The organism is Allobosea sp. 47.2.35 (assembly GCF_024655635.1).
GTDB lineage: Bacteria > Pseudomonadota > Alphaproteobacteria > Rhizobiales > Beijerinckiaceae > Allobosea.
Genome location: NZ_JANLGI010000001.1, coordinates 1 through 26461 on the forward strand (window position 1 = coordinate 1; position 26461 = coordinate 26461).

At 67.0% G+C, this 26461-nt stretch carries 26 protein-coding genes; 7 read left to right on the forward strand and 19 right to left on the reverse strand.

The genetic code is table 11. The annotated features are described in order from the left end of the window. Positions 1–84: 84 nt before the first annotated feature. Positions 85–1071 (forward strand): MFS transporter, encoded by a 987-nt coding sequence (locus NUV79_RS00005; protein WP_257731036.1) that lies wholly within the window; start codon positions 85–87, stop codon positions 1069–1071. 69 nt (positions 1072–1140) lie between these two features. Here NUV79_RS00005 and phbB read toward each other — a convergent pair whose 3' ends face one another. Genes phbB through NUV79_RS00020 form a run of 3 tightly spaced genes read right to left on the reverse strand, consistent with a single transcriptional unit; the run spans position 1141 to position 3319 of the window. Next, complete coding sequence (phbB, locus tag NUV79_RS00010; protein ID WP_257731037.1) at positions 1141–1866, reverse strand: acetoacetyl-CoA reductase; 726 nt, start codon at positions 1864–1866, stop codon at positions 1141–1143. A gap of 42 nt (positions 1867–1908) precedes the next feature. Beyond that, a complete protein-coding gene (locus tag NUV79_RS00015; RefSeq protein WP_173044255.1) occupies positions 1909–2124 on the reverse strand; it encodes a DUF1737 domain-containing protein in 216 nt (71 codons plus the stop codon). Between the two features lie 16 nt (positions 2125–2140). After that, the gene (locus NUV79_RS00020) at positions 2141–3319 is read right to left on the reverse strand and encodes an acetyl-CoA C-acetyltransferase (protein WP_257731038.1); all 1179 of its coding nucleotides are present in this window, start codon (positions 3317–3319) and stop codon (positions 2141–2143) included. Positions 3320–3626: 307 nt separating this feature from the next. On the opposite strand from NUV79_RS00020, the gene phaR reads away from it, so the two are divergent. Beyond that, on the forward strand, positions 3627–4229 hold the full coding sequence (gene phaR, locus NUV79_RS00025) for a polyhydroxyalkanoate synthesis repressor PhaR (protein ID WP_257731039.1): 603 nt from the start codon (positions 3627–3629) through the stop codon (positions 4227–4229). 192 nt (positions 4230–4421) lie between these two features. On the opposite strand, the gene NUV79_RS00030 is transcribed toward phaR, so the two are convergent. Then, the gene (locus tag NUV79_RS00030) at positions 4422–6029 is read right to left on the reverse strand and encodes a cyclic diguanylate phosphodiesterase (protein WP_257731040.1); all 1608 of its coding nucleotides are present in this window, start codon (positions 6027–6029) and stop codon (positions 4422–4424) included. Positions 6030–6273: 244 nt separating this feature from the next. On the opposite strand from NUV79_RS00030, the gene NUV79_RS00035 reads away from it, so the two are divergent. Next, positions 6274–6486, forward strand: coding sequence for a hypothetical protein (locus NUV79_RS00035; RefSeq protein ID WP_257731041.1), 213 nt, complete (start codon positions 6274–6276; stop codon positions 6484–6486). A 142-nt stretch (positions 6487–6628) separates the two neighbouring features. On the opposite strand, the gene NUV79_RS00040 is transcribed toward NUV79_RS00035, so the two are convergent. The 4 genes from NUV79_RS00040 to mtgA all read right to left on the reverse strand — a co-directional run bounded on the left by NUV79_RS00040 (position 6629) and on the right by mtgA (position 10423). Further along, positions 6629–8323 carry an EAL domain-containing protein gene (locus NUV79_RS00040; protein ID WP_257731042.1) on the reverse strand — a complete coding sequence of 565 codons (1695 nt, stop codon included), beginning with the start codon at positions 8321–8323 and terminating at the stop codon, positions 6629–6631. Between the two features lie 372 nt (positions 8324–8695). Further along, entirely contained in the window at positions 8696–9268 is a 573-nt protein-coding gene (locus tag NUV79_RS00045) for a hypothetical protein (protein ID WP_257731043.1), read from the reverse strand. Between the two features lie 131 nt (positions 9269–9399). Continuing rightward, positions 9400–9585 carry a 50S ribosomal protein L32 gene (gene rpmF / locus NUV79_RS00050; RefSeq protein WP_047582212.1) on the reverse strand — a complete coding sequence of 62 codons (186 nt, stop codon included), beginning with the start codon at positions 9583–9585 and terminating at the stop codon, positions 9400–9402. A 169-nt stretch (positions 9586–9754) separates the two neighbouring features. Beyond that, positions 9755–10423 (reverse strand): monofunctional biosynthetic peptidoglycan transglycosylase, encoded by a 669-nt coding sequence (gene mtgA / locus NUV79_RS00055; protein ID WP_257731044.1) that lies wholly within the window; start codon positions 10421–10423, stop codon positions 9755–9757. A 126-nt stretch (positions 10424–10549) separates the two neighbouring features. Here mtgA and NUV79_RS00060 point away from each other — a divergent pair, with 126 nt between their 5' ends. Further along, a complete protein-coding gene (locus NUV79_RS00060) occupies positions 10550–11497 on the forward strand; it encodes a polyprenyl synthetase family protein (protein ID WP_257731045.1) in 948 nt (315 codons plus the stop codon). Between the two features lie 59 nt (positions 11498–11556). Here the strand turns inward: NUV79_RS00060 and NUV79_RS00065 are convergent, their stop codons facing one another. Both NUV79_RS00065 and NUV79_RS00070 read right to left on the reverse strand, forming a co-directional pair. After that, positions 11557–12798, reverse strand: coding sequence for a chromosomal replication initiator protein DnaA (locus NUV79_RS00065; RefSeq protein WP_257731046.1), 1242 nt, complete (start codon positions 12796–12798; stop codon positions 11557–11559). Positions 12799–12829: 31 nt separating this feature from the next. Then, the gene (locus NUV79_RS00070; RefSeq protein ID WP_257731047.1) at positions 12830–14122 is read right to left on the reverse strand and encodes an adenylosuccinate synthase; all 1293 of its coding nucleotides are present in this window, start codon (positions 14120–14122) and stop codon (positions 12830–12832) included. A 305-nt stretch (positions 14123–14427) separates the two neighbouring features. Here NUV79_RS00070 and NUV79_RS00075 point away from each other — a divergent pair, with 305 nt between their 5' ends. Beyond that, positions 14428–15624: an amidohydrolase gene (locus NUV79_RS00075; protein ID WP_257731048.1), complete on the forward strand. Its 1197-nt coding sequence runs from the start codon at positions 14428–14430 to the stop codon at positions 15622–15624. Between the two features lie 123 nt (positions 15625–15747). After that, the gene (locus NUV79_RS00080) at positions 15748–16332 is read left to right on the forward strand and encodes a tyrosine phosphatase family protein (protein WP_257731049.1); all 585 of its coding nucleotides are present in this window, start codon (positions 15748–15750) and stop codon (positions 16330–16332) included. Between the two features lie 16 nt (positions 16333–16348). On the opposite strand, the gene NUV79_RS00085 is transcribed toward NUV79_RS00080, so the two are convergent. The 4 genes from NUV79_RS00085 to NUV79_RS00100 all read right to left on the reverse strand — a co-directional run bounded on the left by NUV79_RS00085 (position 16349) and on the right by NUV79_RS00100 (position 20406). Beyond that, a complete protein-coding gene (locus NUV79_RS00085) occupies positions 16349–18055 on the reverse strand; it encodes a mucoidy inhibitor MuiA family protein (protein ID WP_257731050.1) in 1707 nt (568 codons plus the stop codon). Between the two features lie 144 nt (positions 18056–18199). Beyond that, positions 18200–18946, reverse strand: a complete 747-nt coding sequence (locus NUV79_RS00090) for a F0F1 ATP synthase subunit A (protein WP_257731051.1) — start codon at positions 18944–18946, stop codon at positions 18200–18202. Positions 18947–19090: 144 nt separating this feature from the next. Then, the gene (locus NUV79_RS00095) at positions 19091–19408 is read right to left on the reverse strand and encodes a DMT family transporter (protein WP_257731052.1); all 318 of its coding nucleotides are present in this window, start codon (positions 19406–19408) and stop codon (positions 19091–19093) included. Positions 19409–19524: 116 nt separating this feature from the next. Next, positions 19525–20406: a type 1 glutamine amidotransferase gene (locus tag NUV79_RS00100; RefSeq protein WP_257731053.1), complete on the reverse strand. Its 882-nt coding sequence runs from the start codon at positions 20404–20406 to the stop codon at positions 19525–19527. Between the two features lie 113 nt (positions 20407–20519). On the opposite strand from NUV79_RS00100, the gene NUV79_RS00105 reads away from it, so the two are divergent. Continuing rightward, positions 20520–21428 carry a DMT family transporter gene (locus NUV79_RS00105; protein WP_257731054.1) on the forward strand — a complete coding sequence of 303 codons (909 nt, stop codon included), beginning with the start codon at positions 20520–20522 and terminating at the stop codon, positions 21426–21428. Here NUV79_RS00105 and NUV79_RS00110 read toward each other — a convergent pair whose 3' ends face one another. The 5 genes from NUV79_RS00110 to NUV79_RS00130 form a co-directional block, all read right to left on the reverse strand. Further along, the gene (locus NUV79_RS00110; RefSeq protein WP_257731055.1) at positions 21429–21995 is read right to left on the reverse strand and encodes a PAS domain-containing protein; all 567 of its coding nucleotides are present in this window, start codon (positions 21993–21995) and stop codon (positions 21429–21431) included. An 80-nt stretch (positions 21996–22075) separates the two neighbouring features. Then, positions 22076–23077 carry a class A beta-lactamase gene (gene bla / locus NUV79_RS00115; RefSeq protein WP_257731056.1) on the reverse strand — a complete coding sequence of 334 codons (1002 nt, stop codon included), beginning with the start codon at positions 23075–23077 and terminating at the stop codon, positions 22076–22078. Positions 23078–23140: 63 nt separating this feature from the next. Then, positions 23141–23395, reverse strand: a complete 255-nt coding sequence (locus NUV79_RS00120) for a DUF1902 domain-containing protein (RefSeq protein WP_257731057.1) — start codon at positions 23393–23395, stop codon at positions 23141–23143. Positions 23396–23397: 2 nt separating this feature from the next. After that, complete coding sequence (gene serA / locus NUV79_RS00125; RefSeq protein WP_257731058.1) at positions 23398–24987, reverse strand: phosphoglycerate dehydrogenase; 1590 nt, start codon at positions 24985–24987, stop codon at positions 23398–23400. A gap of 220 nt (positions 24988–25207) precedes the next feature. Further along, a complete protein-coding gene (locus NUV79_RS00130; protein WP_257731059.1) occupies positions 25208–26386 on the reverse strand; it encodes a phosphoserine transaminase in 1179 nt (392 codons plus the stop codon). Between the last annotated feature and the right edge of the window lie 75 nt (positions 26387–26461).

A 26461-nucleotide genomic window follows, 5' to 3' on the forward strand; every position in this document is an offset into this window, starting at 1 on the left:
TCCCGGCACGTCGGCGCGAGCCTAAGGGGGGCTAGCCTTCAACGCGATAAGGGGGCTGCGCTTCAATGCGATTTGACAGCCCTGATGCCGCTCTGGACCTCGGCGCTGGTCTGGGCGGCCTGCCGGGTGGTGATCGGCATCGGCTGCGTCGGGCTGTTCGTGACGACCGAGAGCTGGCTCAACGCCAAGGCGATGCCGGACCAGCGCGGCCGCATCTTCTCGACCTATATGGTCGGGACCTTCGTCGCGCTGGCGATCGGCCAGCTCGCCGTGGCCGGGCTCACGATCCAGGCGGCGGGGGCGTTCCAGGTCGTCATCGCGCTTTTCGCGCTGGCGCTGGTGATGGTCAGCACGACGCGGGCGGAAGCGCCCGGCCTCAAGCCCGAAGCGAAGCTGCGCTACGGCGAATTGTCGCGACAGGCCCCGATCTCGGTCGTCGGCTGCGTGGTCAGCGGCATCGTGACCAGCGCCTTCTACGCGCTCGTGCCGGCCTGGATGCTTAGCAACGGCGCGCCGCAGCAGACGATCGCGCTGTTCATGCTGGTCGCGGTGCTGGGCGGGCTCGCCTTCCAGGTGCCGGTCGGGCGCCTGTCCGATCGTAATGACCGCCGCCTCGTGCTGGCGGGGCTGGCGGTCGGCTATGCGGCGGCCGTGATCCTGCTGGTGGCGATGCCGCGCTCGCTCCTCGCGGTGCTGCCGGTGGCGGCGCTGCTCGGTGGCTTCATGTCGACGCTCTACCCGGTCTGCGTCGCCCATGCGCTCGACCGGATGCCGGCCGACCGGGTGGTCGCGGTCAGCGGGCGCCTGATTCTGGTCAGTGGCTTCGGCTCGGCGCTCGGGCCTCTGGTTGGGGCCGGCATCATGGCGCGCTTCGACATCGACGGGCTGCTCTATTTCATGGCGGCGATCGCTCTGGCGCTTGCGGCCTTCGCCGGCCTGCGCATGCGGATGCGCGAGGCGCCTGACAAGGTCGAGCGGCCCTTCGAGGTCATCGATCCGCTCAATCCGGCGATCACGCAGACGCCCGAGGCAACGGAGGCCGACGGCTCGCCTCGCCCTGCCATGGCCTGACCAAAAAGCAGAACCGCCGCCCGTTGCCGGGCGGCGGTCCCAAATGCGTGATGCGGTATGGTGGCCCGATCAGGCCATGTTCTGACCGCCGTTGGCCGAGAGGGTCGAGCCGGTGATGAAGCCGGCATCGTCGCTGGCCAGGAACACCACGGCGCGCGCGATCTCCTCGGGCTCGCCGAGGCGGCCGACCGGGATGTGAGGCAGGATCGACTTCTCGATCACGGCCGGGTCGATCGCCCTAACCATCTCGGTCGCGATATAGCCGGGGCAGATCGCGTTGACGGTGATGCCGGCGCGCGCGCCTTCCTGGGCCAGCGCCTTGACGAAGCCGATATCGCCCGCCTTGGCGGCGGAATAGTTCACCTGGCCCATCTGGCCCTTCTGGCCGTTGATCGAGGAAATGCAGATCACGCGGCCGAACTTGCGGGCGCGCATGCCCTCCCAGACCGGGCGGGTCATGTTGAAGAGGGAGTTGAGGTTGGTGTTGATCACCGCGTCCCACTGCTCCTTGGTCATCTTGTGGAACATGCCGTCGCGGGTGATGCCGGCATTGTTGACCAGGATGTCGACCGGGCCGAGATCGGCCTCGACCTTGGCGATGCCGGCGACGCAGGAATCATAGTCAGAGACGTCCCATTTATAGGTCTTGATGCCGGTTTCGGCGGTGAATTTGGCCGCAGCCTCGTCATTGCCGGCATAGCTCGCGGCGACGCTGTAGCCGGCCGCCTTCAGACCCTTCGAGATCGCCTCGCCGATACCGCGCGAGCCCCCCGTAACCAATGCCACCTTCGCCATAGGCCAGTCTCCCTTTCAGATGATCCCTGCGGCGTTTCGCCGTTATTGTTCAGATAGTTCGAGGGTGGGCGCGTAGTCCGCGTCCACGTCCTTGACGATGGCCTGGCCACAAATGACACGGCCCTGGACCGTGTCGAAGGTCAGGGTGGGCTGGCCGTAGAGCGACCAGCCGAGGCTCAGCGCTTCCGAGACCCGATGACAGAAGGAGGCGTCATCGGGCCCGGTGAGATAGCGGTAGAGCGTGGTACGCTTCGCCATGGGCGGGGCGCTTGTCTCAGCGCTCCACGGCCATGGCGACGCCCATGCCGCCGCCGATGCAGAGCGTGGCGAGGCCCTTCTTGGCATCGCGCTTGGCCATCTCGTGCAGCAGCGTCACCAGCACGCGGGCGCCGGACGCGCCGATCGGATGGCCGATCGCGATTGCGCCGCCATTGACGTTGACGATGTCCGGGTTCCAGCCGAGGTCCTTGTTGACCGCGAGCGCCTGCGCCGCGAAGGCCTCGTTGGCCTCGACGAGATCGAGATCGCCGACCTTCCAGCCGGCCTTTTCGAGCGCCTTGCGGGTCGAGGGTATCGGGCCGGTGCCCATGATCTGCGGATCGACGCCGGCCGTCGCCCAGGAGGCGATGCGGGCGAGCGGGGTCAGGCCGCGGCGGGCCGCTTCCTTGGCGGTCATGATGACGAGCGCGGCGGCGCCGTCATTGAGGCCGGACGCGTTGCCGGCCGTCACCGTGCCGTCCTTGGAGAAGGCGGGGCGCAGCTTGGCCATCGCTTCCAGCGTCGCGCCATGGCGCGGATATTCGTCGCTGTCGACGACGATGTCGCCCTTGCGGGTCGAGATGGTCACCGGGGCGATCTCGTCCTTGAACCGGCCGGCCTTCTGCGCGGCCTCGGCCTTGTTCTGCGAGGCGACGGCGAAGCGGTCCTGCTCCTCGCGGCTGATCTGATACTTGGTCGCGACGTTCTCGGCGGTCGTGCCCATGTGGTAGCCGTGGAAGGCATCCCAGAGGCCGTCCTTGATCATGGTGTCGACGAACTTGACGTCGCCCATCTTGGTGCCGGCACGCATGTAGGAGGCGTGCGGGGCGAGCGACATCGATTCCATGCCGCCGGCGACGATGATGCTGGCATCGCCATTGGCGATCTGCTGCAGGCCGATGGCCACAGTGCGCAGGCCCGAGCCGCAGAGCTGGTTGAGGCCCCAGGCGGTCTTCTCCTGCGGGATGCCGGCAGCCATGGCGGCCTGACGGGCGGGGTTCTGGCCCTGACCGGCGGCGAGCACCTGGCCGAGCACGACTTCATCGACCTCGGCCGCCTCGACCTTGGCCCGCTTCAGCGCTTCCTTGATCGCGACGGCGCCGAGATCATGGGCGGGAGTATTGGCAAAAGCGCCGCTGAAGGCCCCGACCGCGGTGCGGGCCGCACCGACGATCACGATATCCGAATCTGCCATGAGAGGGTTCCTCGCTTTGTTGTTACGGTTGCGCCGCTCCCGCCGGCTCAACCGTTCCCCGCCACCTTCGAAGCCTGTTGCGGCGCCGTCAAGACGGGCGAGAGGCGAAATCGACCGGGGCATCGCCAATCGGGTGACGTAAGGGCGGGCGTATGCCTGCGGTTGCAGAGACTTCGGCGCTTTTTTGCAGCGCCCGCTCAAAGAGCTTGCGGTGCAGCACCGACAGGCTATCGTCTGACCATGGGAGACCGTTTCGCAGAGCACGCCGGAACCACCGGCGGCCGCGGATCAACGTCAAGCAGGACCGATGGCTAGCGACAAAGAACCGACCGTCATCAAGAAATACGCCAACCGGCGTCTCTATCATACGGGCACAAGCTCCTATGTCACCCTGGAGGATCTCGCCGGGCTCGTGCGCTCGGGCGAGGATTTCGTCGTCTATGACGCGAAGTCGGGGGAGGACATCACCCGCTCGGTGCTGGCGCAGATCATCTTCGACGAAGAGGCCAAGGACGGGCAGAACCTGCTGCCGATCGCCTTCCTGCGTCAGCTCATCCGCTTCTACGGCGACAGCATGCAGGCGCTGGTGCCGCGCTACCTGGAGTTCTCGATGGAGAACCTCACGCAGGAGCAGAGCAAGTTCCGCGAGCAGATGACCAAGGCCTTCGGGGGCTCGGCCTTCGGCGGCAACGCGCTCGACGCCATCCAGGCGCAGACGCGCGCGAACATGCAGATCTTCCAGGACGCGTTCCGGCTGTTCAACCCGTTCACCGCGGCGGCGCAGGCCAAGCAGGAAGCGGCTGCCGGCGCGAAGCCCGCGGCTGAAGCAGCCAGCGGCGACATCGGCGATCTCAAGCGCGAACTCAACGAAATGCGCGAGAGGCTGGACAAGCTGTCGCGCTCGCGCTGAGGTTGGCCTGAGCAATTTGAGCCGCGCTCTCGGAGGACGAGGGCGCGGCTTCTTTGTCAGCGAGTGGTCGGTGCCGCGAATGTCTGAGCTGTAGCGAAGGCGGAAATTGCAGCCATTAGGTTCTGTTTGCCCGATGCCTATTAGCTTACGCTATGTTGATAGGCGTGCGAAACAATGCGGAAAGCGTAGATTTCAAGCCGATTCGACTTGTTTTGGCATGATTGGCTTGGCCGGTTGGTCCAAGTGTACAGAGGCAAAATTGTTGAAGGGAACCGGCCGGCCAAACAAATATCCCTGCATGTAATCCACGCCGAGCTTTTCGAGATAGTCGCGTTGCGCCGCCGTTTCCACGCCCTCCGCGATGAGGGTGAGCTTCAACCTTCCTGCCAGATCGGCAACGATGTCCAGGATGTGACTGGATAGCGACTCCGCCCCAGCCTTCGCTACGAAGCTTTGGTCGATCTTCAGGGCATTGACGGTGAACCTTTGCAGGTAATCTAGGCTGGAGTTTCCGGTGCCGAAATCGTCCAGGGCGACTTGAACGCCGATCCGGTCGAGCTGTATGAACAATTCATCGGTCAAAGGAGTAGCCGGAATAGCCTCACGCTCTGTGAGTTCGACGAACATAACCACGGAATCCGGTGGAAATGGCTCAAGGAAATCCCGGCATCGTTCGAGCAGTTCCATGCTCTTGCAGTGGGCTGCGCAAATATTGAAACCGATGTGAAATCGAGCCGGAAGCCTCGACAACTGGCTGCTCAGATCGCGCTTAACCTGCTCCATCAGACGATAGGTCATCGGTACGATCAGACCAGTGCGTTCGGCCAGCGGGATGAATTGGTTCGGTGGGATGAGCCCCTCGCTTGGGTGCATCCATCGAACAAGCACTTCAGCCCCGGCTGGCTTGCCGGATTCGGCAAGCACAATGGGTTGATAAAATGGGACGAATTCGTCGGCCTCGACCGCGCGCTGCAGTTCGGCTGCCAGGGAACTGTGCCGCGACGCGAAGCGATGGACCGCGTAGCCGGACAACACCCCCAGTAACGCAAGCAGCAGCCAGGACGGCCAATATTCCGTCGCCAGATTCTGCCAGATGCGGCCCTTGTCGTAAGCGACCCCGACGGCGAACGGATAGTCGGTCGACTCCATGAAACTGGCGACTGCTTCTCCGGTACCGTCTAACGCCGCGGTTACCACGCCCTTGGGCCCGACCCAGTTTCCCTTGATGCCGACCTGGACCGTGAATTCGCTAACGCCCAGGCTCAGCACATCGAAAAGGTGCTGTCCGTCGATGCCGACGAGAACGGAGCCGGATTGTGTTGCCTGCCGGTAGACGACCAAGGCTCGGCTCGGAGTCACCTGATTGCCGGGCATCAAACGCAAGCGCCCATCGGCGTAGGCTTCTGCCTCCTCCGCATAGTCGACAGAACCTTCGAGGGACGAGCAGTAGATCCTGCCGTTCTCTGCGAGGTTCAGCGAACGCACGAAGGGATGGGCCGTCACGCCCAATCTCAGGCCGAGACCGGCGGACGCACATGAACTGCCGACGAGGCTCGTCACTTCACCTGCGGCGTTATTCGCATGGGTGAAGATGGCAGCGATGCGCGTGGCGACGAATTCATGAATGCCCGCTGCCTCGGCCTCGATGGCCTGGCGAACCTGCCATGACAAGACTGGCAGCCCAAGCAACGGAGGCAACAAGCCTGCAAGCGCCACGAATGCCGCATGGCGAAATTTGCCCCTCAGGCGCCTCGCGGACGGCCACTCGTGCCCGCTTCTATATACCGTTCCCTTGGCCATTTTTATTCAGGCCTTCCTGCCGTTGCGACGGAGCCTGCTTCAGAAGCTGACGGTATATGTTCAAGGCGTCGTAAAATTTCTGGTGCGAGAACGGCGACGAGTTTCTCGTTTCACGGGTAGCTGGTGCGACCGATAGAAACCAATCAGCTTCGCGTCCTCAGTGTCGCCATGTTGCAGCACCAGAACGATGTTCATTCGCTGACGATGGCCTTGGCCGGCAACTTCCGCAATCGGTCAGGAGCGGATGTCGATCTCAGGGATCGGCGTGTTCCCTGATCAGCGTCTCCAAAGCGGGGAGGTCCTCCTCGACATCCTCGTTGCCTCGAAACAGCGGGTACTCGACATATCCATCTTAAAGCAGATCGATCCCAATCGGCTGACCGACGAGAGTCGTAGCGATCATGATGCTGTCGTAGCGATGACGATCGAGCCGGAAGTGGATTTCCATTTCCTCTAGGAGGCGATCATTCGATAGAGTTCATGGCTCATGTTGTTGATGCCTAGCGTTGACGTGCCGCCCTAGCCAGAAAACAGTTACGTCAGTAGTGGGCTGGAAGCGGTTCCGGACCAGGTGTTGGAATGACCGCCGCGCGTCTGCCTCAACCGGCCGCGAGCTTCCGATAGCTCGCCTGCTGCACCGAGGCACGCAGCTCGGCCCGGCCGACGAGATGGCCCTGCAGATAGGTGACGCCCCAGTCGCGCAGCATGCTCGCCTGCATCTCGTCATCGACCCATTCGGCCACGGTCTCGACGCCGAGATGGCCGGCAAGCTCGACCAGCGTGCGGACATAGAAGCGGTCGTCGGTGGAGCGGCGCAGGTTCTGGGTGAAGGCGCCGTCGATCTTGAGGATGTCGATCGGGAAGGCGCGCAGGTGCCGGAGCGAGGTGTGGCCGGCGCCGAAATCGTCGATCGCGACGCGCGCGCCCTGGTCCTTGATGCGCCCGAGCAATTCGGCGATGCGGGCGGGGCTTTCGATTGTCGCGGTTTCCGTGATCTCGACGATCAGGCGCGAGGCCATGCCGCGCGCGGCGGCCGTGCAGGCGATGAAGGCGTCGAACCATTCGGGGTCGTTCAGCGAGCGCGGCGAGACATTGACCGAGAGGTTGAGCGTGGGATCGGCGCCAAGCATCTCGATGGCGAGTTCGAGCACGCGCTGGTCGAACAGCCGCACGAGGCCGCGCCGCTCCAGCATCGGGATAAGCTCGGCCGAGGCGAAGTAGAGCCCGGTATCGCCCTGGCCGACGCGCAGCAGCGCCTCGTGGAAGGCGGTCTCGCGCGTGCCCGTCCGAACGATCGGCTGCAGGGCGAGCCGCACGCGGCGATCGTTCAGGGCCGCGATGGCCTGCACGTCGAAGCCGGTCTGCTCGGTGCCGGGGCTGCGCCGGGGCTGGGGCCTGGCTGTTACGGCGGTGTCGATCGACCCGGCGCGCGCGCTCGCCAGAGCGCCTTCGGCGGCGGCCAGCAGCGTGCCGCCATGGCTGCCGAGCTCTGGCGCGCTCGCGGCGCCCACACGCAGCCGCACCAGCGCGATGCCGTGGCTGGTCTCGATCGCGGATTGCGCGACGACCTTGATGAAGCGGCGGGCCGCCTGCTCGACCTGCTCCGGCGGGCAGCCGACGAGGAGGATGGCGAAGCTGTTGCCGGCATAGCGGACGAGATGGTCGCGCCGGCGCGTCACCGAGCGCAGGCGCTCATGGACGGTGCTGATGATCTCGTCGGTGGCCTCGTGGCCGAAATCGTCGTTGAGGCGGGCGAGCTCGTCGATGGTGGCGACGAGGACGACGACCGGCCGCTCCGCCGGCAGGTGCTCCTGCAGGGCCTGGCCGATTCGCTCGACCAGCGCCGGACGGTCGCAGAGCTCGTTGCCGAACTGCTCGAGCTCGTCGGGCCGGGCGGCGCGTTCGAGCCTGAGCACACCGCGGGCGCTGGCGGGATAGCCGTCGCTGCCGGCGAACCAGCGCCCGGTGTCCTCGGCCCACATCTTGCGGCCGGCGAGATCGATCGCATAGCGAGTGCGGTAGATGACGCCTTCGCCCCGGTCATGCTCGCTGGAACAGAAGATCGCGTCGTAGCGGCTCGGGCCGCTGCCGGGCTCGACGAGGCCGGCGAAGGCGAGGCCGCGCTGCATGGCCTGCTCGGGAATCGCGCCGAAGACTTCGGCCGCATTCGGCCCCCAGTTCAGCGTGTCGCTCTGGATGTCCCAGCCATAAACCACTTCGCCGATCGAGGAGAGGATGCTGCGGGGATCAACCGGGCTGCCGTTCTGGAAGCTGAAGATCGACGGGGAGGGCATCGGTCGGCCTCGATAGGACGGCCGCGGAGCCCCGTTCTGGTGCCTCGTCGCCCTGTCCATGAGATGGGAAGTGCTTCGAAACGATGCGGTATTTCAGATTAACGCGGCGTTAAGGCTGGCCGCCGCCTTGCAACAAGAACTTCGTCACGATTGACCTGTGCCGGAGTGAAACATGGTCGAGGCCGCAAGCTGGAGCGAACGGAATGCCGCCGATGCCAACGCATCCGCGCTGGTACTCCTGCAAGCGGCGGCGGCGCGGGCCGAGATCGGGCCCTTCGCACGACGCGGGCGGGCGAGCCCGCAAGCGGCGGCGGGTTTCTACCGGGCGACGGCGCGGCTTTTGCCCGAGAGCGACCGCGGGCTTCCGGGTGCTTATGGTCGTGGCTGGGGATGGAAGGCGCGGACGCGGCCGCCGAGGACGGCATAGGTCGTCAGCACGGTTTCCTGATCGCCGGCATCGGAATAGGTGCTCTCCCGCCCCTGGCAGGACGCCAGCGCGAAGCGATTGATCTGGACGACCTTGTCCGGCCGCGTCGAGCCGGGCAGCGGCACGTTCTGCTCGACGACCTCCAGCAGCGCTCCGGGGACGATGACACGCAGCACGATCGCGGTGTGATGGGGCAGCCGCAGCACCAGCGGCGGGCGCGCCCGGCCGGACGGGCCGCTGAGGAAATCGATGACGCGGACCGTCTTCTGGACACTGTAGTTGTGAAGCTGAAGGATATCGCCGGCTGTGACAGACGTCGGATTCGGCTCCTCGTCGCCCCAGACATAGTCGGCGCTTGCCGAGAAATGCGGGGTGAGCTGGCGGGAGCTTCTGGCGCCGTTCGCCAGCAAGGCGTCCTCGGCCAGGGTCCAGCATTCGCCATTGCCGTGCTGGGAACCGACCCGCCGCTGCCTCAGCCAGGCAACGATACGGCCGTTGAGCGCTGGGTGACAGGTCATGGCGGCCCCCCTCTGGTACGACTATGACGTTAGGTCATTGTCGCGTCGAGGCCGATGCGGGTTCAGATGGCGGCGCACATAAAAAAGGCCGGCGCAGGCGCCGGCCTTTTTGACAAGTCGGTGACGACGCCTCAGGCGTCGGTCTTGACCTTCAGGACCTGACGGCCGCGATACATGCCGCTCTTCAGGTCGACATGGTGCGGACGGCGCAGCTCACCCGAGTTCTTGTCCTCGATATAGGTGGGCTGCTTCAGGGCGTCGGCCGAGCGGCGCATGCCACGCTTCGACGGCGACGTCTTTCTCTTCGGAACGGCCATTGTACTCTCCATCGTGCCACCGCCCGGACGCTGGCCCAAGGCCAAGCATCCGCCACGGCGACGGATCAATCTCGTGAGGCGTTGGCCATACACGGTCGGGGCGAGGATTGCTAGTGCCGAATCCGGATTTCTTCGCCGGCATGGCGCGGAACGCCCGATATCCTGCCGATCAGCCGGGCAGGGCGCAATCCCCGAGCGATCCAAGTTGCCCGAGCTGGCGCAGGCTGCGGCCGGCGGCGGATTGCAGCCCCCGATTCGGCTTGGCCGGGTTGCGCAGCAGCGGATTGGGCAGGGCGCCGGCAAGCCTGGCGGCTTCAGCCGGCGTCAGGCGCGACGCGGGCTTGCGGAAATAGCGCTGCGCGGCGGCCTCGGCCCCGAACAGGCCCTCGCCCCATTCGGCAACATTGAGATAGACCTCTATCACGCGCGGCTTGCCCCAGGCCAGGTCGATCGCCATGGCCAGCGGGATTTCCAATCCCTTGCGGATGTAGGAGCGGCCCGGCCAGAGAAAGACGTTCTTGGCGGTCTGCATGGTCAGCGTCGAGGCGCCGCGACTCGGTCCGTCCTCGTTCTCCAGCACCTTGTTGAGCTCGACCCAGTCGACGCCGCGATGGCTGCAGAAGCGCTGGTCCTCCGAGGCGATGACGGCCTTGATGAGATGCGGCGAGATCTGGTCGAGCGGCACCCAATCGCGCTCGACGGGCTTGAGTACCAGCCAGCGACCGAGCATCAGGGTCGAGGGTACGGGCACGAAGCGATAGAGCAGGATCGTCGCCGCGAGGGCGAGGAGCAGCCAGAGGGCGATCCGGAAGCACAGGCCGAGAACCCTACCCAGCACCTTGCTTCACCTCCGCTGCCGTTTGAAGAGCCCGCCATGGCGGGCCGAGCCCGAGGCGGCGCAGCTTGACGATGCGATCATCGTCCGGCAAGGCCCCCCTTCCGGCAGCGAACGCGAGACCTGCGCATGAGTTCCGTCCCCTCTCCGGCAAGCCTTGGCGATCTCGACGCCCGGCTGGCGCAGAATGCAGCCGCCATCGAGACGCTGCTGGAGGCGCTGCTGTCCGATGTCGCGGCTCCCGGTGAGATCGCGCGCCCGCCGCGCCTCGTTGCCGCGATGCGGCATGGTGCGCTGGCCGGCGGCAAGAGATTGCGGCCTTTTCTGACGGTCGAGACGGCCAGACTTCTCGGGGTTCCAGCCGAGCAGGCCCGGCGTGCCGGTGCCGCGGTCGAGCTGCTGCACTGCTATTCGCTGGTGCATGACGACCTGCCGGCGATGGATGATGACGACCTGCGGCGCGGCCGGCCGACGGTGCACAAGGCCTTCGACGAGGCGACGGCGATCCTGGCGGGCGACGCCCTGCTGACGCTCGCCTTCGAGGTGCTGGCCGACGAGGAGACGCATGAATCCGGTGCGGTCCGGGCGGCGCTGGTCAGCTGCCTCGCGCGGGCCTCCGGACTTGGGGGCATGGTCGGTGGCCAAATGTTCGACCTTGCCGCCGAAGGGCGCTTCGAGGCGGTACGTGGCGCGCTTCCGGAAGCGGAGATCCGCCGGCTCCAGGCGATGAAGACCGGGGCGCTGCTGGCGGCGAGCGTCGAGATCGGTGCAAGGCTCGGTGGCGCGGACGCGGCGGCACTGGCCGCGTTCGGACGCTATGGCCGGGCACTGGGCGCGACCTTCCAGATCGCCGACGACATTCTCGACGTCGAATCGGATGCGGAGCAGATGGGCAAGGCGACGGCCAAGGACGCGGACAAGGGGAAGGGCACGCTGGTCGGCGCCCTCGGCCTCGACGGCGCCAAGCGCGAGCGCGACCGGCTGAGCGCCGAGGCCGTGGCGGCGCTCGTGGGCTTCGGCGCCGAGGCGGATGTGCTGCGGGCTGCGGCGCGCTTCGCGGCGGAGCGGAAGAGCTAGAGGCAGGTCGCCATCACGCTCGGGCTCGCCCCGAGCATGATGGCGGCATTGCCGTTGTCTTACCGCCAGCGGCCGAAGGCGTCGGCGAGCGTCTGGCTGCCGGAGACGCCTTTCTCGAAAGTTATGATGCCGCGCCGGCCGGAGGCGAAGCGCACGGGCACGTCGATCCAGCTGCGGTTGAGGATGAGCTCGACATTGCGCTCGACCTCGACCGGAACATTCGACAACGCCGCGACGAAGAGGTTGTCGCCCAGCGCCGAATTGATCGCCGAGAGCGGCGCGCCGCGCTCGCCTTCGACGCTCTTGAACTGGGGAACGCCGACTTCCTTGACAGTCTGGGAAGCCGGGTCGCCGGTGCTGGTGAAGCGCAGGCCGATGATATGCGAGGCCGGGAAGGCCGAATCGGTGTTGCGGCGGATGGTGAAGTCGAGGCTCAGGCCGGTATCGGGAATCTCGACGGTCGCGCGCACGATGGTCTCGATCGGGCGGCCCTGGCCGGCGCTCTCGCTGTCGAGGCGCCAGAACACGCGGCCATTCGAGGTCTGCGGCTGCTGCGGGGTCTCGGGCACCTCGACGAACAGCACGGCGCGCTGGGCGACCGCGATCTCGCCGCCGGGCTGCGGCACGGGCGTGCCGGGAGTGTTGTTCTGCTGATTGCCGGCAGGCCGGTTCTGTTGCGGGGTGCCGGGCTCGCCGGCGCGCTCGGCGATCTTGCCGGCATTGTCGGGCTGGGCCGGTTGTGTCCGCTGCGCCGTATCGCTGCTCGGGCGCGGAGTGTCCTGAGGCCGCAGCTTGTGGACATAGATCGCGGTGGCCGCGATGGCCGCGACGGCGACCGCCACGACGCCACCGACGACGGCGGAGCGGATATGGCCGGGCTTCACGCGCCGCTCGCGCGGCGGCTGCACCCGCGGACGCGCCACTTGCGGCTCGGCCGGCTCAGGCAGCGGCTCGCCCTCGTCCTGCCCCGCGGCGGGCGGGAGCGGTGCGAATTCCGGCGCCTTCTTCGGTACCGGCGGCCGGATCGGCAATGTCGGGTTCTCGACGGTGCGGATCACCGGGCCGTCCGATGCCGGCGGCGGCGCGGGAGCCTCGTCGTAATCCGCCTCGATCCGGGCGACCGCCTCGTCGAGCGCCAGGCGCTCGCGCATGATCTCGGCCTCGCTCAGCGGCGGGTCGAGCCCGCGCAGCTGCGCGACGAGCGCAGCCCGCGCCCGGTCGTAGATGGCGCGCCGGGCCTCGGGGGAGGTTTCGGGCAGCCCGGCGACCGCACGCGCCAGGATCGGATAGAAGTCGGCCATTGGCCTCACTTGTCGCTGATGATGCCCGCCGTCAACCCTCGAAAGGGTTATGGACGAGGATCGTATCGTCGCGCTCCGGGCTGGTGGAGAGCACGGCGACGGTGGCGCCGATCAGCTCCTCGATGCGGCGGACATACTTGATCGCCTGCGCCGGGAGGTCGGCCCAGGAGCGGGCATTGGCGGTGGAGCCTTCCCAGCCTTCGATCGTCTCGTAGATCGGCTCGACGCGGGCCTGGTCGTTCTGGCCGGCCGGCAGGTGCTCGAGGACCTGGCCGTCGAGCTTGTAGCCGACGCAGACCTTGATCTCCTTGAAGCCGTCGAGGATGTCGAGCTTGGTCAGCGCGATGCCGTCGATGCCGGAGGTCTTCACCGTCTGGCGCACGAGGCAGGCGTCGAACCAGCCGCAGCGGCGCTTGCGCCCGGTGACGACGCCGAATTCCTTGCCCTTCTGGCCGATCAATTCGCCGATCTCGTCGAAGAGCTCGGTCGGGAAGGGGCCTTCGCCGACGCGGGTGGTGTAAGCCTTGGCGATACCGAGCACATAGCCGACTGCCGAGGGGCCCATGCCGGAGCCGGTCGCGGCCTGTCCGGCGACGATGTTCGAGGAGGTGACGAAGGGATAGGTGCCGTGATCGACATCGAGCAGGGCGCCCTGCGCCCCCTCGAACAGGATGCGCTTGCCGGCGCGACGCTCGGCATCGAGCAGCGCCCAGACCGATGTGGCATAAGGCAGCACCTCGGCAGCGATCGCCTTGAGCTGGCCGAGCAGCTCCCTGCCGTCGACCTCGCCGATGCCGAGGCCGCGACGCAGCGCGTTGTGATGGGCGAGCAGGCGCTCGATTTTAGCCTCGAGCAGGGCCTCGTCCTTGAGATCGATGACGCGGATGGCACGGCGACCGACCTTGTCCTCATAGGCCGGGCCGATGCCGCGCTTGGTCGTGCCGATCTTCATGCCGGCATTCGAGGTCTCGCGGAAATGGTCGAGCTCGCGGTGCAGCGGCAGGATCAGCGTCGCGTTGTCGGCGATGCGCAGGTTGTCGGGGGTGATCGCCACCCCTTGCGCGCGCAGCTTGTTGATCTCCTCGACGAGGTGCCAGGGATCGACGACGACGCCGTTGCCGATGACCGAGAGCTTGCCGGGGCGGACGATGCCGGAGGGCAGCAGGGAGAGCTTGTAGACCACGCCGTCGATGACCAGGGTATGGCCGGCATTATGGCCGCCCTGGAACCTGACGACGACATCGGCCTGGCTGGAGAGCCAGTCGACGATCTTGCCCTTGCCCTCGTCGCCCCACTGGGCGCCGACCACCACAACATTCGCCATGAGCGAGGTGTCCCTGCTGTTACCGCGTTGCCTTGTGCAAGCGGCCCGCGCAAATGCAAAACCCCGGCGCAAGGCCGGGGTTTCGGGGCAGGTCCTTGCAAGCCCTCATGGGCCAATAGGGGGCGCAGGTCAAGTTTTCCGACTACCCGGACACCAATTTGGCGGGATAAACTGCCGGAGCATGGCCGCCCTGCAGCATCTGCGCAGTGATGCTGCCACAATCGGGCGTAAGGGCTATGGGTCAGCGCGCGGCACTGGAGGGGCCATGCCGCATGCGGCCCACAGGAGAGGGGATTTCACCGACCATGACGAAGCTCGACGCCTGGCTCGACCAGCATCATGCTGCCTTCACCGCGATCCGTCGCGACATCCACGAGCACCCCGAACTCGGCCTCGAGGAAGTCCGTACGGCCAAACTCGTCGCCGACAAGCTTCGTGAGTGGGGTGTCGAGGTCACCGAGAATGTCGGCAAGACCGGTGTCGTCGGCGTGATCCGCGGCAACAGGCCCGGCCGTGCCGTGGGCCTGCGCGCCGACATGGATTGCCTCGCGCTCGATGAGACGACGAACCTGCCCTATTCCTCGAAGAACCCGGGACGGATGCATGCCTGCGGCCATGACGGGCACACCACCATGCTGCTCGCGGCCGGGCGTTATCTTGCCGAGAACCGCGATTTCGAGGGCACCGTCAACCTGATCTTCCAGCCGGCCGAGGAAGGCCGCGGCGGCGCCAACGCGATGCTCGCCGACAAGCTGTTCGAGCGCTTCCCCTGCGACGCGATCTACGGCCTGCACAACACGCCCGGCATGGCGCCCGGCACCTTCGGCACCACGGTCGGCCCGTTCCTGGCGGCGGCGGATTTCTGGAAGGTCACCTTCCAGGGCGTCGGCGGCCATGGCGGCTCGCAGCCGCATCGCTCGACCGACATCACCTATGCCCAGGCCCATTTCGTGCTCGGGCTTCAGGGCATCATCGGCCGCAACGTCGCCCCGCTGGACACGGCGGTGATCAGCGTCGGCTTCATCCATGGCGGCGACGTCAACGCCTCGAACGTCATCCCGTCCGAACTGGTCATCGGCGGCACGGCGCGGACCTATTCCATGGAAGTGCGCGACACCGTCGAGCGCCGCATCGCCGAGCTTGCGGCCGCGACGGCAACGGCCTGGGGCTGCAAGGCGGAGGCCTATTACCATCGCGGCACCAGCCCGCTGGTGAACGAGGCCGAGCAGGTCAAGGTCGCGGTCGCGGCGGCAACGGCGGCTGTCGGCGCCGACAAGGTCAACGGCCAGCTGCGGCCCGGCACGGGCGGCGAGGATTTCGCCGAGATGATGCTGGTGCGCCCGGGCGCCTTCATGCGCATCGGCAATGGCGTCAACCCCGACGGCTCCTTCGTCGGGCTGCATACGCCGCTTTACGACTTCAACGACGCGATCATCCCGGATGGCGTGCGCTACTGGGTCGGCGTCGTCGACCAGGAGCTCGGGCAGGCCAAGGCCGCCTGACCACGCGCATCGCGGCCGGCCCTCCGGGGCCGGTCGCAATCATGCAGGGCAGCCCGTCATTTCCGGCGGTTGTGTAGCCGGCGCAAGAGCGCTAGGCGGCGGGCTTCGCAGCGGAGGCACGCCATGAAGACCCTGTCCATCTCGACCCTGACGATCTGTGGCATCGAGGAGCTGCCCGGCAACAGCGCCCGCGAAGTGACGCATGTGCTATCGGTGCTCGATCCCGACCGGGCTGAGATCGAGGCCTTCGGGACCTATGGCGAGCATCATCGCGTCACGCTGCGCTTTCACGACATCATCGACCCCAAGCCCGGCCAGATCATGCCGACGCCGGAGCATGTCGGCGAAATCCTCGGCTTCGGCGAGGGTCTGCGCGAGACCGCGACGGGCCGCGTGAAGGGCCACCTGCTGGTGCATTGCCATATGGGCATCTCGCGCTCGACGGCCGCCATGATGACGCTGATGGCGCAGGCCGATGCGGCCGAGGACGAGGACGTGCTGTTCGCCCGTCTGCGCGAGATTCGGCCGCAGGCCTGGCCGAATTCGGTGATGATCGGCTTCGCCGACGCGCAGCTCGGACGCGGCGGCCGGCTGACACAGGCGCTGCGGCGGCACTATGCCCACCAGATCGAGGCGCAGCCGCAATTCCGGACCTGGATGAACGATCTCGGCCGCAAGCGCGAGATCGAGATGGGCCTGACGCTCTGAGGCGGAGGCTGCCGGCTCACTTCCCCGGCAGCGGCTGCTCCTCGAAGGAGAGTTCGCGGTCGCCCGGCCATTTGATGCGGTAGGCGAGCCTGATCTCCTTCTCGGCGCCGGGCGCGAGATCGAAGGTCCATGAGGCGACACCGCGGCGGTCGCCGACCTGCTTCTCGGTCGGCGGCGTGGTCTGGGCGGCGATGGTCTCGACCGTGATCCCGCTGCTCTCGGAGAAGGGGATGCGCTCCAGCACGGTGATCTTGACCGGCTTCGCGTGCAGGCTCTTCACCACCGTGCGGAACTCGCGCTGGTCGGTGCGGGTCTGGCCGAGCCAGCTCGGCTCGTTCTCGCGGCGCTTCACCGGCGCGAATGAGACCTTGATCCGGTCATCGGCGCCGAAGCCAAGCTCGACCTTGTCGCCGGGCGCGACGAGGCTGAACTGGCCCATGCCGACATAGGTGCCGTCGCGATGTAGCGCGACGCGGCCCGCCAGCAGCGGCGCCTCCTCCTCGTGGACGAAGCCGGCCTCCAGATAGGCCTTCTGCTCCAGCTCCGGCGCGGTGCGGGCGGAAAGCGTCGCCTCCACCTTGCGCTGGGTCAGCGTCACCGTCTTGGAGCTGCCGTCCTGCGGGATCGTGGCGCGGCCGGGCACCTGGAAATTCGCCTGATAGGCGCCGGCCTCGATCGCGGCGACCTGAACCTCGGCGGGCTTCGGCGCGGCTGCCGCGAGATCGTCGCGCGAAGCTCCCCCGCTGAAGCGGAGGTTGGGCGGGGCGGCCGCAGCAGGGGCCGCTTTCTCTGCTTCCGCCTTGCGTGCGAGGGCCACGGCCCGCGCGCGGCTTTCGAAAGTCGGCAGCGGCTCGAAAAAGGCGACCTGCATCGGGACGAGGTCGGGCGCGCGGGTGCCGCCGGCCGAGCGCGTGGTCGAGAGCGTGAGCGCGACATCGTCCCAGATTTCGCCGGTGCGCTGGCGGATCTCGGCGCGGCGCGTCAGGGCGATTTCCGGCTTCTCGCCGGTCGTGGTCAGGCGAGCCTCGTAGGTCGGCGTCCAGTTCGCGCCGGTGACGCGATAGGTCACGGTGAACTCGGCCGCGACCGGCTGCGGCGCCTCGACAGAGATGGCGACGTCGCGCTTCGGTGCGCCGGGGCGGCTGGCCTGCGGGCGGGCGCGCTCCAGCGCCGCGATCTCGGCCTCGACATCGGAGAGGCGGTTGCGGGTGCCGCGCAACTCGTCCTGGACCTTGACCAGTGCGGTGCCGATCGCCTCGAACACCGCCGGCCAGTCGGCGACCGGCAGGGCCTTGCCGTCCGGGCCGAGCTTGTCGGGACCGACCTGCGCGAAGCGCTCGATCGTGGCGCGCTTCGCTTCGATCGCGCCGATCTGGCCGGAGAGCTTCTCCTTCTCGTCGCGCAGCGTCTTGAGCTTCTCCTCCAGCACCGTGTCGAGCACCGGCTTGGCGTCGCCCGGCGTGACGCGGACATCGACGGCCCCGACCGAGAACGAACCGTCCCCCTTGCCCTCGACACGGATCGAAGCGGGGTCGATCGTCGCCGGCAGGCCGCGCAGCACGATCTGCGAGACGCCCTGCAGCAGGTCGGCCTTGCCGAGCCGCGTCACCACCGCGCCGTCCGGAAAGACCGTGACGCGGTCGATCCGGCTTGCCAGTTCGGTCTCGGCGGCGCTGGCAAGGCCGGGGGCCAGAATCAGGGCGGCGGCAATATGGCTTCGCATCGAAATCATCCCCTCCAGATCGCAATCACGTCGCCGTGATTGGCACTGCCGAATTCGGCGTGCCCAAGGCGGAATTGGGCCGGAATGCGGATAGGCGGGGCGGGTGCCGGCCGCGTCCTGCGTTTGCAGGAGCGACCCCGCCGTTCAATGGCCGGGGTGCAGCGCGTCGTTCAGATAGATGCAGGCCAGCACGGTGAAGACATAGGCCTGGAGCACCGCGACCATGAACTCGAAGGCGGTGAGCGCGACCGTCATCAGCAGTGGCAGCGGCGCGAGCAGGGAATAGCTCATACCCGCCGCAAGCAGCGCCGCGACGAAGCTGCCGAAGACCTTGAGCGCGATATGCCCGCCGAGCAGGTTGGCGAAGAGGCGCAGGCTCAGCGAGATCGGACGCGACAGGAAGGAGACGATCTCGATCAGCGTGATGAAGGGCAGGAGCCATTTCGGCACGTCGGACGGCACGAAAAGCCTGAGGAAGCCGAAGCCATGACGCAGCACCCCGAAGCCGATGACCGTTGCCATCACCAGCATGGCGAGTGCGAAGGTCACGACGATATGGCTGGTGACGGTGAAGGCGCCGGGCACCATGCCGAACAGGTTGAGCACCAGCACGAACAGGAAGAGCGAGAAGATCAGCGGCAGGAAGCGCAGGCCCTCGCGCCCGGTCGCGTCGGTCAAGGTCTTCGCCACGAATTCATAGAGCATCTCGGCCAAGGCCTGCGTGCGGCCGGGGACGATCGCGCGCGAGCGCGTCGCGAGGATCAGCCCGCCGCCGATCGCGGCGGTGGCGAGCACCATCATCAGGGCAGCGTTGGTGAAGCCGAGATCGAGCCCGACGACACGGAACGGAATGAGAGTCTTGACGATGAACTGGTCGCTGGGATTGGCCACGACGAAGGCCTCCGCTCACGGGGTTGCGCGACGGCGCGGAGCGTTCCGCGTCGTGGGGCCGTCCCCTGTGAAGTGCGAAGGCCGCGGGTCGTCCCGAGGCCCGGCCTGCCTAGAAGCAGCAGGCCGCTTTGGCAAGTCCGGCTATCAGCTCGCCGAGAGCTTCATCATGACGAGGCCGGAGACGATCAGCGTCGCGGCGGCGATGCGCATCGGCGTCAACGATTCGCCGAGCGCGGTGACGCCGACGAGGAAGGCGCCGACCGCGCCGATACCCGTCCAGATCGTGTAGGCCGTGCCAAGCGGCAGCGAGCGCATCGCCAGCGAGAGCAGGGCGAAGCTGCCGATCATCGTGACGATGGTGATCGCCGTCGGCATCGGCCGCGTGAAACCGTCCGACTGCTTCATGGTGAAGGCCCAGACGATCTCGAGAATGCCGGCGGAAAACAGATAGAGCCACGCCATAGCGGGTCCCCCCATGGTCGCCGGGTCGTCCCGGCACATGTCCCAGGTTGGGGGAGGTCGTGGCCTCGCGGGTGCTGATCTAGCGATCGCCTGGCATAATGGCAATGCTGTGGGGATCAGGCGCGTCCGCGCGTGCTGGCATGCGGCTTGACGCGATGTTCCATGAAGTTGCGCAGTTCGGTGACGCGGCGCTCGGTGTCGAGCACCTCGCGGTCGAGGCCATGCGCCCAGGCAAGGTCCTGCCGGTCGGGCTCGGCATCGAGCGTCAGCATGTCGTCGAGCCAGGCTTTCGCGGAAGCCTCGTCCTTGCGGAAGCCCTCCTTGATCATGAGGGGCACGCGGCGGTCGAGGATCGCGACGATCTGCTTCAGCGAGAATTCGGGATGGTACTGCACGCCCCAGAAGGTGCCGCCATTATGCTTGATCTCGGCCGCCTGGACCTGGCTATAGGCGTTGGAGGCGAGGATCGTCGTGCCATGCGCCGGCAGGGCGATGGTGTCGAGATGGATCGCCGGGGCGTCGAAGGCGGCCGGGCGGCTGGCGAGCAAGGCGTGGTTGCGGCCGGCCTCGGTCGGCGTGATCCGGCGGGCGAAGCCGGTCTCGCGGCCCTTCGGATTGGCGGTGACGGTGCCGCCGGCCGCGACCGAACCGACCTGGATGCCCCAGCAGGAGCCGAAGCAGGGCGTGCCGCTGGCATAGATCGCGCGCATCAGGTCGATCTGGCGCGTCACCGGCGGGGCGGTGTCGTAGATGTGCAGGGCCGAGCCGGTCAGGAAGATGCCGTCATAGGATTCAAGCCCCTCGCCGTCGGGCAGGTTCGCGCCCTCGTCGGCCGGCAGGCAGATGTCGGAGACGATGCCCGGCTCGAAGGCCGCGATCTCGGCGGCATAGGCCTCGCCATAGGCCATGCCGTAGGACTGGCGCAGCCCTTCGCGGGTGTCGCGCATATTGCCGTCGACGAAGAGCAGGCGGAGCGGGCGGGCGCTGGTTTTGATCATCGGGACGTTCCGCAGGGATGCGCAGGGCGACGGGCAGGTGTGCGCCCGATCTCATATGAGCCGGGTACACGCAAGGGTATTGCATGAGCCCTTTCTCGCAACAGGGCGGAAACGTGCACCCTACCCAGACCTGGCTGCAACGCGCCTGGGGCAATGCCTACCTGCTGATGGTGTTGACCACCCTGATGTGGGGCTGCAACGCCGTGGCGAGCCGGCTCGCTGTCGGCAACATCTCGCCGATGATGCTGACCTCGCTGCGCTGGGTGGCGGTCTGCGCGATCATGCCCCTGCTGCTGCGCGACCAGTTGCGAGAGCATTGGCCGGTGCTGCGGGCGCATTGGCGGCTCATCGCCGTGCTCGGCACGCTCGGCTTCACCACATTCAATACGCTGATGTATCTCGCGGCCTATTCGACCAGCGCGATCAATATCGGCATCTTGCAGGGTGCGATCCCTGTCTTCGTGCTGATGGGCGCTTTCCTGGTGTTCCGCACGAGGATCACCCCGATGCAGGCGATCGGTGTCGCGGTTACGCTGCTCGGCGTCGCCGTCACCGCGAGCCGGGGTGACATCCATATCCTCATGGCATTCCGCTTCGTGCCGGGCGACCTGCTGATGATCGTGGCCTGCGTGCTCTATGCCGGCTTCACCGTCGGCGTGCGCAAGCGGCCGGCCGTGCCGGGCCTCGTCTTCTTCACGGCGATGGCCTGCTTCGCCTGCCTGGCCTCGCTGCCGCTTCTCGCGACCGAGATCGCGCTCGGCCGCTCCTATATGCCGACGCCGCAGGGCTGGTTGATCCTCGCCTTCACGGTGATCTTCCCGTCGATCGTCTCGCAGCTCTCCTTCATGCGCGCGATCGAGCTGATCGGTCCCGGCCGGGCCGGCGTCTTCGTCAATCTCGTGCCGGTCTTCGCGCCGATCCTGGCCGTGCTGATCATCGGCGAGCCCTTCGGGCTCTATCACGCGCTGGCGCTGGCGCTGGTGCTTGGCGGCATCTTCATCGCCGAGCGGCTGGGGCGGTAGTCAGATCGGTCGTTCTTTGACCTCGGCCGCGAGATTCATGCCGAGCCGCATCAGCACATCCTTGAGCTTGCGCTTGAGCTCCTCGTCGGTGATCTGCCTGGCGATGCTGTAGGCCTGCAGGACGTGGTCGGCGACGCGCGATGTCGGCGTCGTCGCCTCTGCGCTGCGCTGCTTCGTGATGTCGAAGGCCACCCCGACATAGTGCCCGGCGCTGCCCTTTTCCGTGCGATGGCACCGGGCGAAGGCAGAGATCAGCCGCTCTCCAGCGGCAGCGACGATGCGGTACTCGCAATGGAAATCGATAGCTGCGGTGACGCAGCGCTCGATCTCTCGCGCCACGTCTTCCCGATCGTCGGGATGGATACCGTCGACATAGGCGTCGCATCGTGTGCCGCGCATCGCCTCCAGCGGATCGACCTTGAAAAGCGTTGCCATGCGCGCATCGGCATAGAGCCGGTCGTTCAGCACGTCCCAATACCACATGCCGACGAGGGCATTGTCGTTGAGGCTGTCGTCCGTGAACAACGGCAGCGGCGAGAGGCCCCCTCTGAAAGCCGAGCTGCCCATGTCTGGTCCCCCACGAAGCCAGACTGGGAGACGGCCATCTCAGGCGCAAGAGGAGATAAAGTATAAGCCCGTAGCGCTTTTCAGCGCAGCGCCGAGACGGCCAGCCGCGCCACATCCGCTAAAGCCGCCGAGCGCTCGTCGGCATCGGCGCGGGAGCCGGCGAGATAGGTCACGATGACGAAGCGGCGGCCATCCGGCAGGGTCGCGACGCCGATATCGTTGGTGGCGTGGTTGATGCCGTCCGTGGTCAGGCCAAGTCCGGTGCGATGGGCGAAGCGCGTGCCCGCCGGCAGGCCGGCCTTGAGCCGGTCGGTGCCGACCTTGGACTCCGCGACGATCTTCTCGATGAAGGCGGTGTGGGCGGGGTCGCGCAGCCAGTTGCCCCTCGCGAAGGCCTCAAGGAACTGCGCGCTCGCTTCCGGGGTCGAGGCGTCGCGCTTGTCCTTCAGAGCATTCGACAGGGCGGCGATGCGCAGGCGCGGGCGCATCGCCTTGAGCTCGGCGCGGAAGGCCTTCTCGTCCACCGTGTCATCCCAGCTGAAGCCCTTGAGCCCGTAGATCTCCGGCTGGAACAGGCGCTCGTAGCGGTCGACCGACATGCCCTGGACGCCGCCGTCGCGCAGCATCTTCGTGATCACCTGCGGGCCGCCGATCTCGCGCATCAGCAGGTCGGCGGCGGTGTTGTCGCTCTCGCCGGCCGCAAGCCGGATCAATTCGCGCAGCGGATAATCGTTGCGCTCGCCCTTGAAATTCTTGGCGAGCGGGCTGTGGAACAGCGAGAAATCCTTGCGGGTGACGGTGATCGGCTGGTCGAGCTTGAACTTCCCCGCCTCGACCTGCTGCAGCACCGCGACCGCCAGCGGCAGCTTGAAGACGCTCTGCATCGGGAAGGTCTCGGAGCCGCGATGCGACCAGAGCTTGCGGTCGCGCAGGTCCATAAGCGCGACGCCGAGCCGGCCCTTCGAGGCTTGCTCGATGCCCTCGATCGCCTTGTCGAGCTTGTCGCGGTCCCAGTCGGCGAGGGCTGGAGCGGCCGTCAGGCAGGCGAGGGCAACGGCGGCGAGGCGGGCAAGGGCAGGCATGGGCGGTCCTCTGCGATGGAGCGATCACAGGGCCGTGATATTGCGGCAAGGTTGCGGCGGCACTCAGGCCGGCTCGCCATTCTCCGCATCGCAGAGCGACAGCTCGACCGGGCAGCCCTCGATGCCGAAGCATTCCGGCAGGAGCCGGGTCAATCGCTCGCGCAGCGCATCCAGCGTCTCGGCCTCGGTGACGATTCCGAGCTCGCCCACGTCCATCGCGTACCAGAGGCCCGCCGCCTCATCGCGGCGGACCTCGAAGTGGATCGGCTCCGCCGCCCCGGCAGGCGCGGCGACGAGAGCCTTCAGCGGGTTGAGCACGATCAGAACTTCAGACGCCGGGCGCGCTTGACCATCGGGATCTCGTGGATCTTGGCGAGCAACTCGTCCGAGATCGGCTCGTCGACCGAGACGTAGCAGATCGCGTCGCCGCCCGGCTTGTCGCGGCCGAGCGCGAAGGTCGCGACATTGACGCCGGCCTGGCCGAGCAGCGAGCCGAACTGGCCGATGAAGCCCGGCTTGTCGGCGTTGCGGACATAGAGCATGTGCGGCGCGAACTCGGCGTCGACAGCGATGTCGCGGATCTCGACGATGCGCGGCTTGCCGTCCTGGAACACCGTGCCGGAGGCGTGGCGCGGCATGTCCTCGGCCTCGACCACGATGCGGATGACGCTTTCGAGATTGCCGGCGACCTCGCGGGTCAGTTCCTCGACGACGATGCCCTTCTCCTTCGCCACCATGGCCGAGTTGACCATGTTGATCTCGGGCAGGAACGGACGCAGCACGCCGGTGATCGCGGCGGCCGAGATCGCCTTGAGGTTGAGGCTCGCGACCGCGCCCTCGTACTCGATGCGGATGCCCTTGACCGGCGCTTCCGTGAGCTGGCCGAGGAAGGAGCCGAGCTTCTCGGCGAGATCGACGAAGGGCTTCACCCGCGGCGCTTCTTCCGCCGTGATCGAGGGGAAGTTGACCGCGTTGGTGATCGCGCCCTTGAGCAGGTAGTCGCTCATCTGCTCGGCGACCTGCAGGGCGACATTCTCCTGCGCCTCGTTGGTGGAGGCGCCGAGATGCGGCGTGCAGACCACGTTATCGAGGCCGAAGAGCGGGTTCGTCTCGGCCGGCTCCTGCGAGAACACGTCGAAGGCGGCGCCGGCGACATGGCCGGACTTGATCAGATCGGCCAGTGCCTGCTCGTCGACGAGTCCGCCGCGGGCGCAGTTGATGATGCGCACGCCCTTCTTGGTCCTGGCGAGGTTCTCGGCCGAGAGGATGTTCTTGGTCTTCTCGGTCATCGGGACGTGCAGCGTGATGAAGTCGGCGCGCTTCAGCAGGTCTTCGAGCTCGACCTTCTCGACGCCGAGCGCCACCGCGCGTTCCGGCGAGAGATAGGGGTCATAGGCGATGACGCGCATCTTCAGGCCGATGGCGCGCTCGGCGACGATCGAGCCGATATTGCCGGCGCCGATCAGGCCGAGCGTCTTGGCCGTGATCTCGACGCCCATGAAGCGGTTCTTCTCCCACTTCCCGGCCTGGGTCGAGGTATCGGCCGAGGGGATCTGGCGGGCGAGCGCGAACATCATGGCGATGGCGTGCTCGGCGGTGGTGATCGAGTTGCCGAAGGGCGTGTTCATCACGATCACGCCGCGCGCGGTCGCGGCGGGGATCTCGACATTGTCGACGCCGATGCCGGCGCGGCCGATGACCTTCAGGTTCGTCGCCTGCTCCAGCAGCTTGGCGGTCGCCTTGGTGGCCGAGCGGATGGCGAGGCCGTCATAGTCGCCGATGATCGCGGCCAGCTTGTCCTTGTCCTTGCCGAGGTTCGGATCGAAGGTCACGTCGATGCCGCGATCCCTAAAGATCTGGACGGCGGCGGGGGAGAGGGCGTCGGAAATCAGGACTTTTGGTGCGGGCATGGGAGGCTCCGGCTGGCGCCGCGCTGCACAGGGAGCGATCTGGCGCTGAGAAGGGGGAGGGCGCCCCGCCTGTCATTCCGGGGCGGCGAAGCCGAACCCGGAACCCACGACGGGGTGCAACGCTGCGGTTCTGGAAGAGGCGGTGGAAAGGGCTCGCCCGGTCGTGGGTTCCGGGTTCGCGGGCTTTCGCCCGCGCCCCGGAATGACAGGGCTTAGCGCCTCAGGCCGCCTTCTTGCCCAGTCCCGCCTTGGCCTCGGCGAAGGCATAGGCGATCCAGGGCAGCAGCGCCTTCACGTCGCGCGACTGGACGGTCGCGCCGCACCAGATGCGCAGGCCGGGAGGGGCGTCGCGGTAATGGCCGAGATCGTAGCCGGCGCCGGCCTTCTCGATGATCGAGACGACCTGCTTGGCGAAGGCCGCCTGCGCGTCCGCCGGCAGGGCCGTCACGGCCGGGTCGGTGAACTTCAGGCACACTGATGTGTTGGAGCGCGTCTTCGGCTTCACGGCCAGGAAGTCGATCCAGTCGTTCTCGCGCACGAACTTGGCGATGACGCGGGCATTGCCGTCGGCGCGCTTCACCAGGCCGTCGAGCCCGCCGACCTTCCGGGCCCATTCCAGCGCGTCGATATAGTCCTCGACCGCGAGCATGGACGGCGTGTTGATGGTCTCGCCGGTGAAGATGCCCTCGATCAGCTTGCCGCCCGAGGTCATGCGGAAGATCTTCGGTAGCGGCCAGGCCGGCTTGTAGCTTTCGAGCCGGGCGACGGCGCGGGGCGAGAGCACGATCATGCCATGCGCGGCCTCGCCGCCGAGCACCTTCTGCCAGGAGAAGGTGACGACATCGAGCTTCGGCCAGTCGAGGCGCTGGGCGAAGGCGGCGGAGGTGGCGTCGCAGATGGTCAGCCCCTCGCGATCATCGGCGATCCAGCTCGCGTCGACGACGCGCACGCCAGAGGTGGTGCCGTTCCAGGTGAAGACGACGTCGCGGTTCCTGGTGTCGACCTTCTTGAGGTTCGGCAATTCGCCATAGGGGGCGTCGAAGGTGCGGACATCCGCGAGCTTGAGCTGCTTGACGACATCGGTGACCCAGCCGGCGCCAAAACTCTCCCAGCTCACCATGTCGACGCCGCGGGCGCCGAGCAGGGACCAGAGCGCCATCTCGACGGCGCCGGTATCGGAGGCCGGCACGATGCCGATGCGGTAATCGGCGGGAACCTGCAGCACCTCGCGCGTCAGGTCGATCGCAGCTTTCAGCTTGTCCTTGCCGATCTTGGCGCGGTGCGAGCGGCCGAGCGGGGCGTCGGAGAGGTTCTTGAGGGCCCAGCCGGGGCGCTTGGCGCAGGGGCCGGACGAGAAGTTAGGCACGCGCGGGCGCGTGTTCGGAACGGTATTCACCATCGATGTCTCCATCCTTACAGATGGGCGCGCCCCGTTGGGGGGGCGTGTCCCGTCGATGGGGGTAGAGCCGCTGGG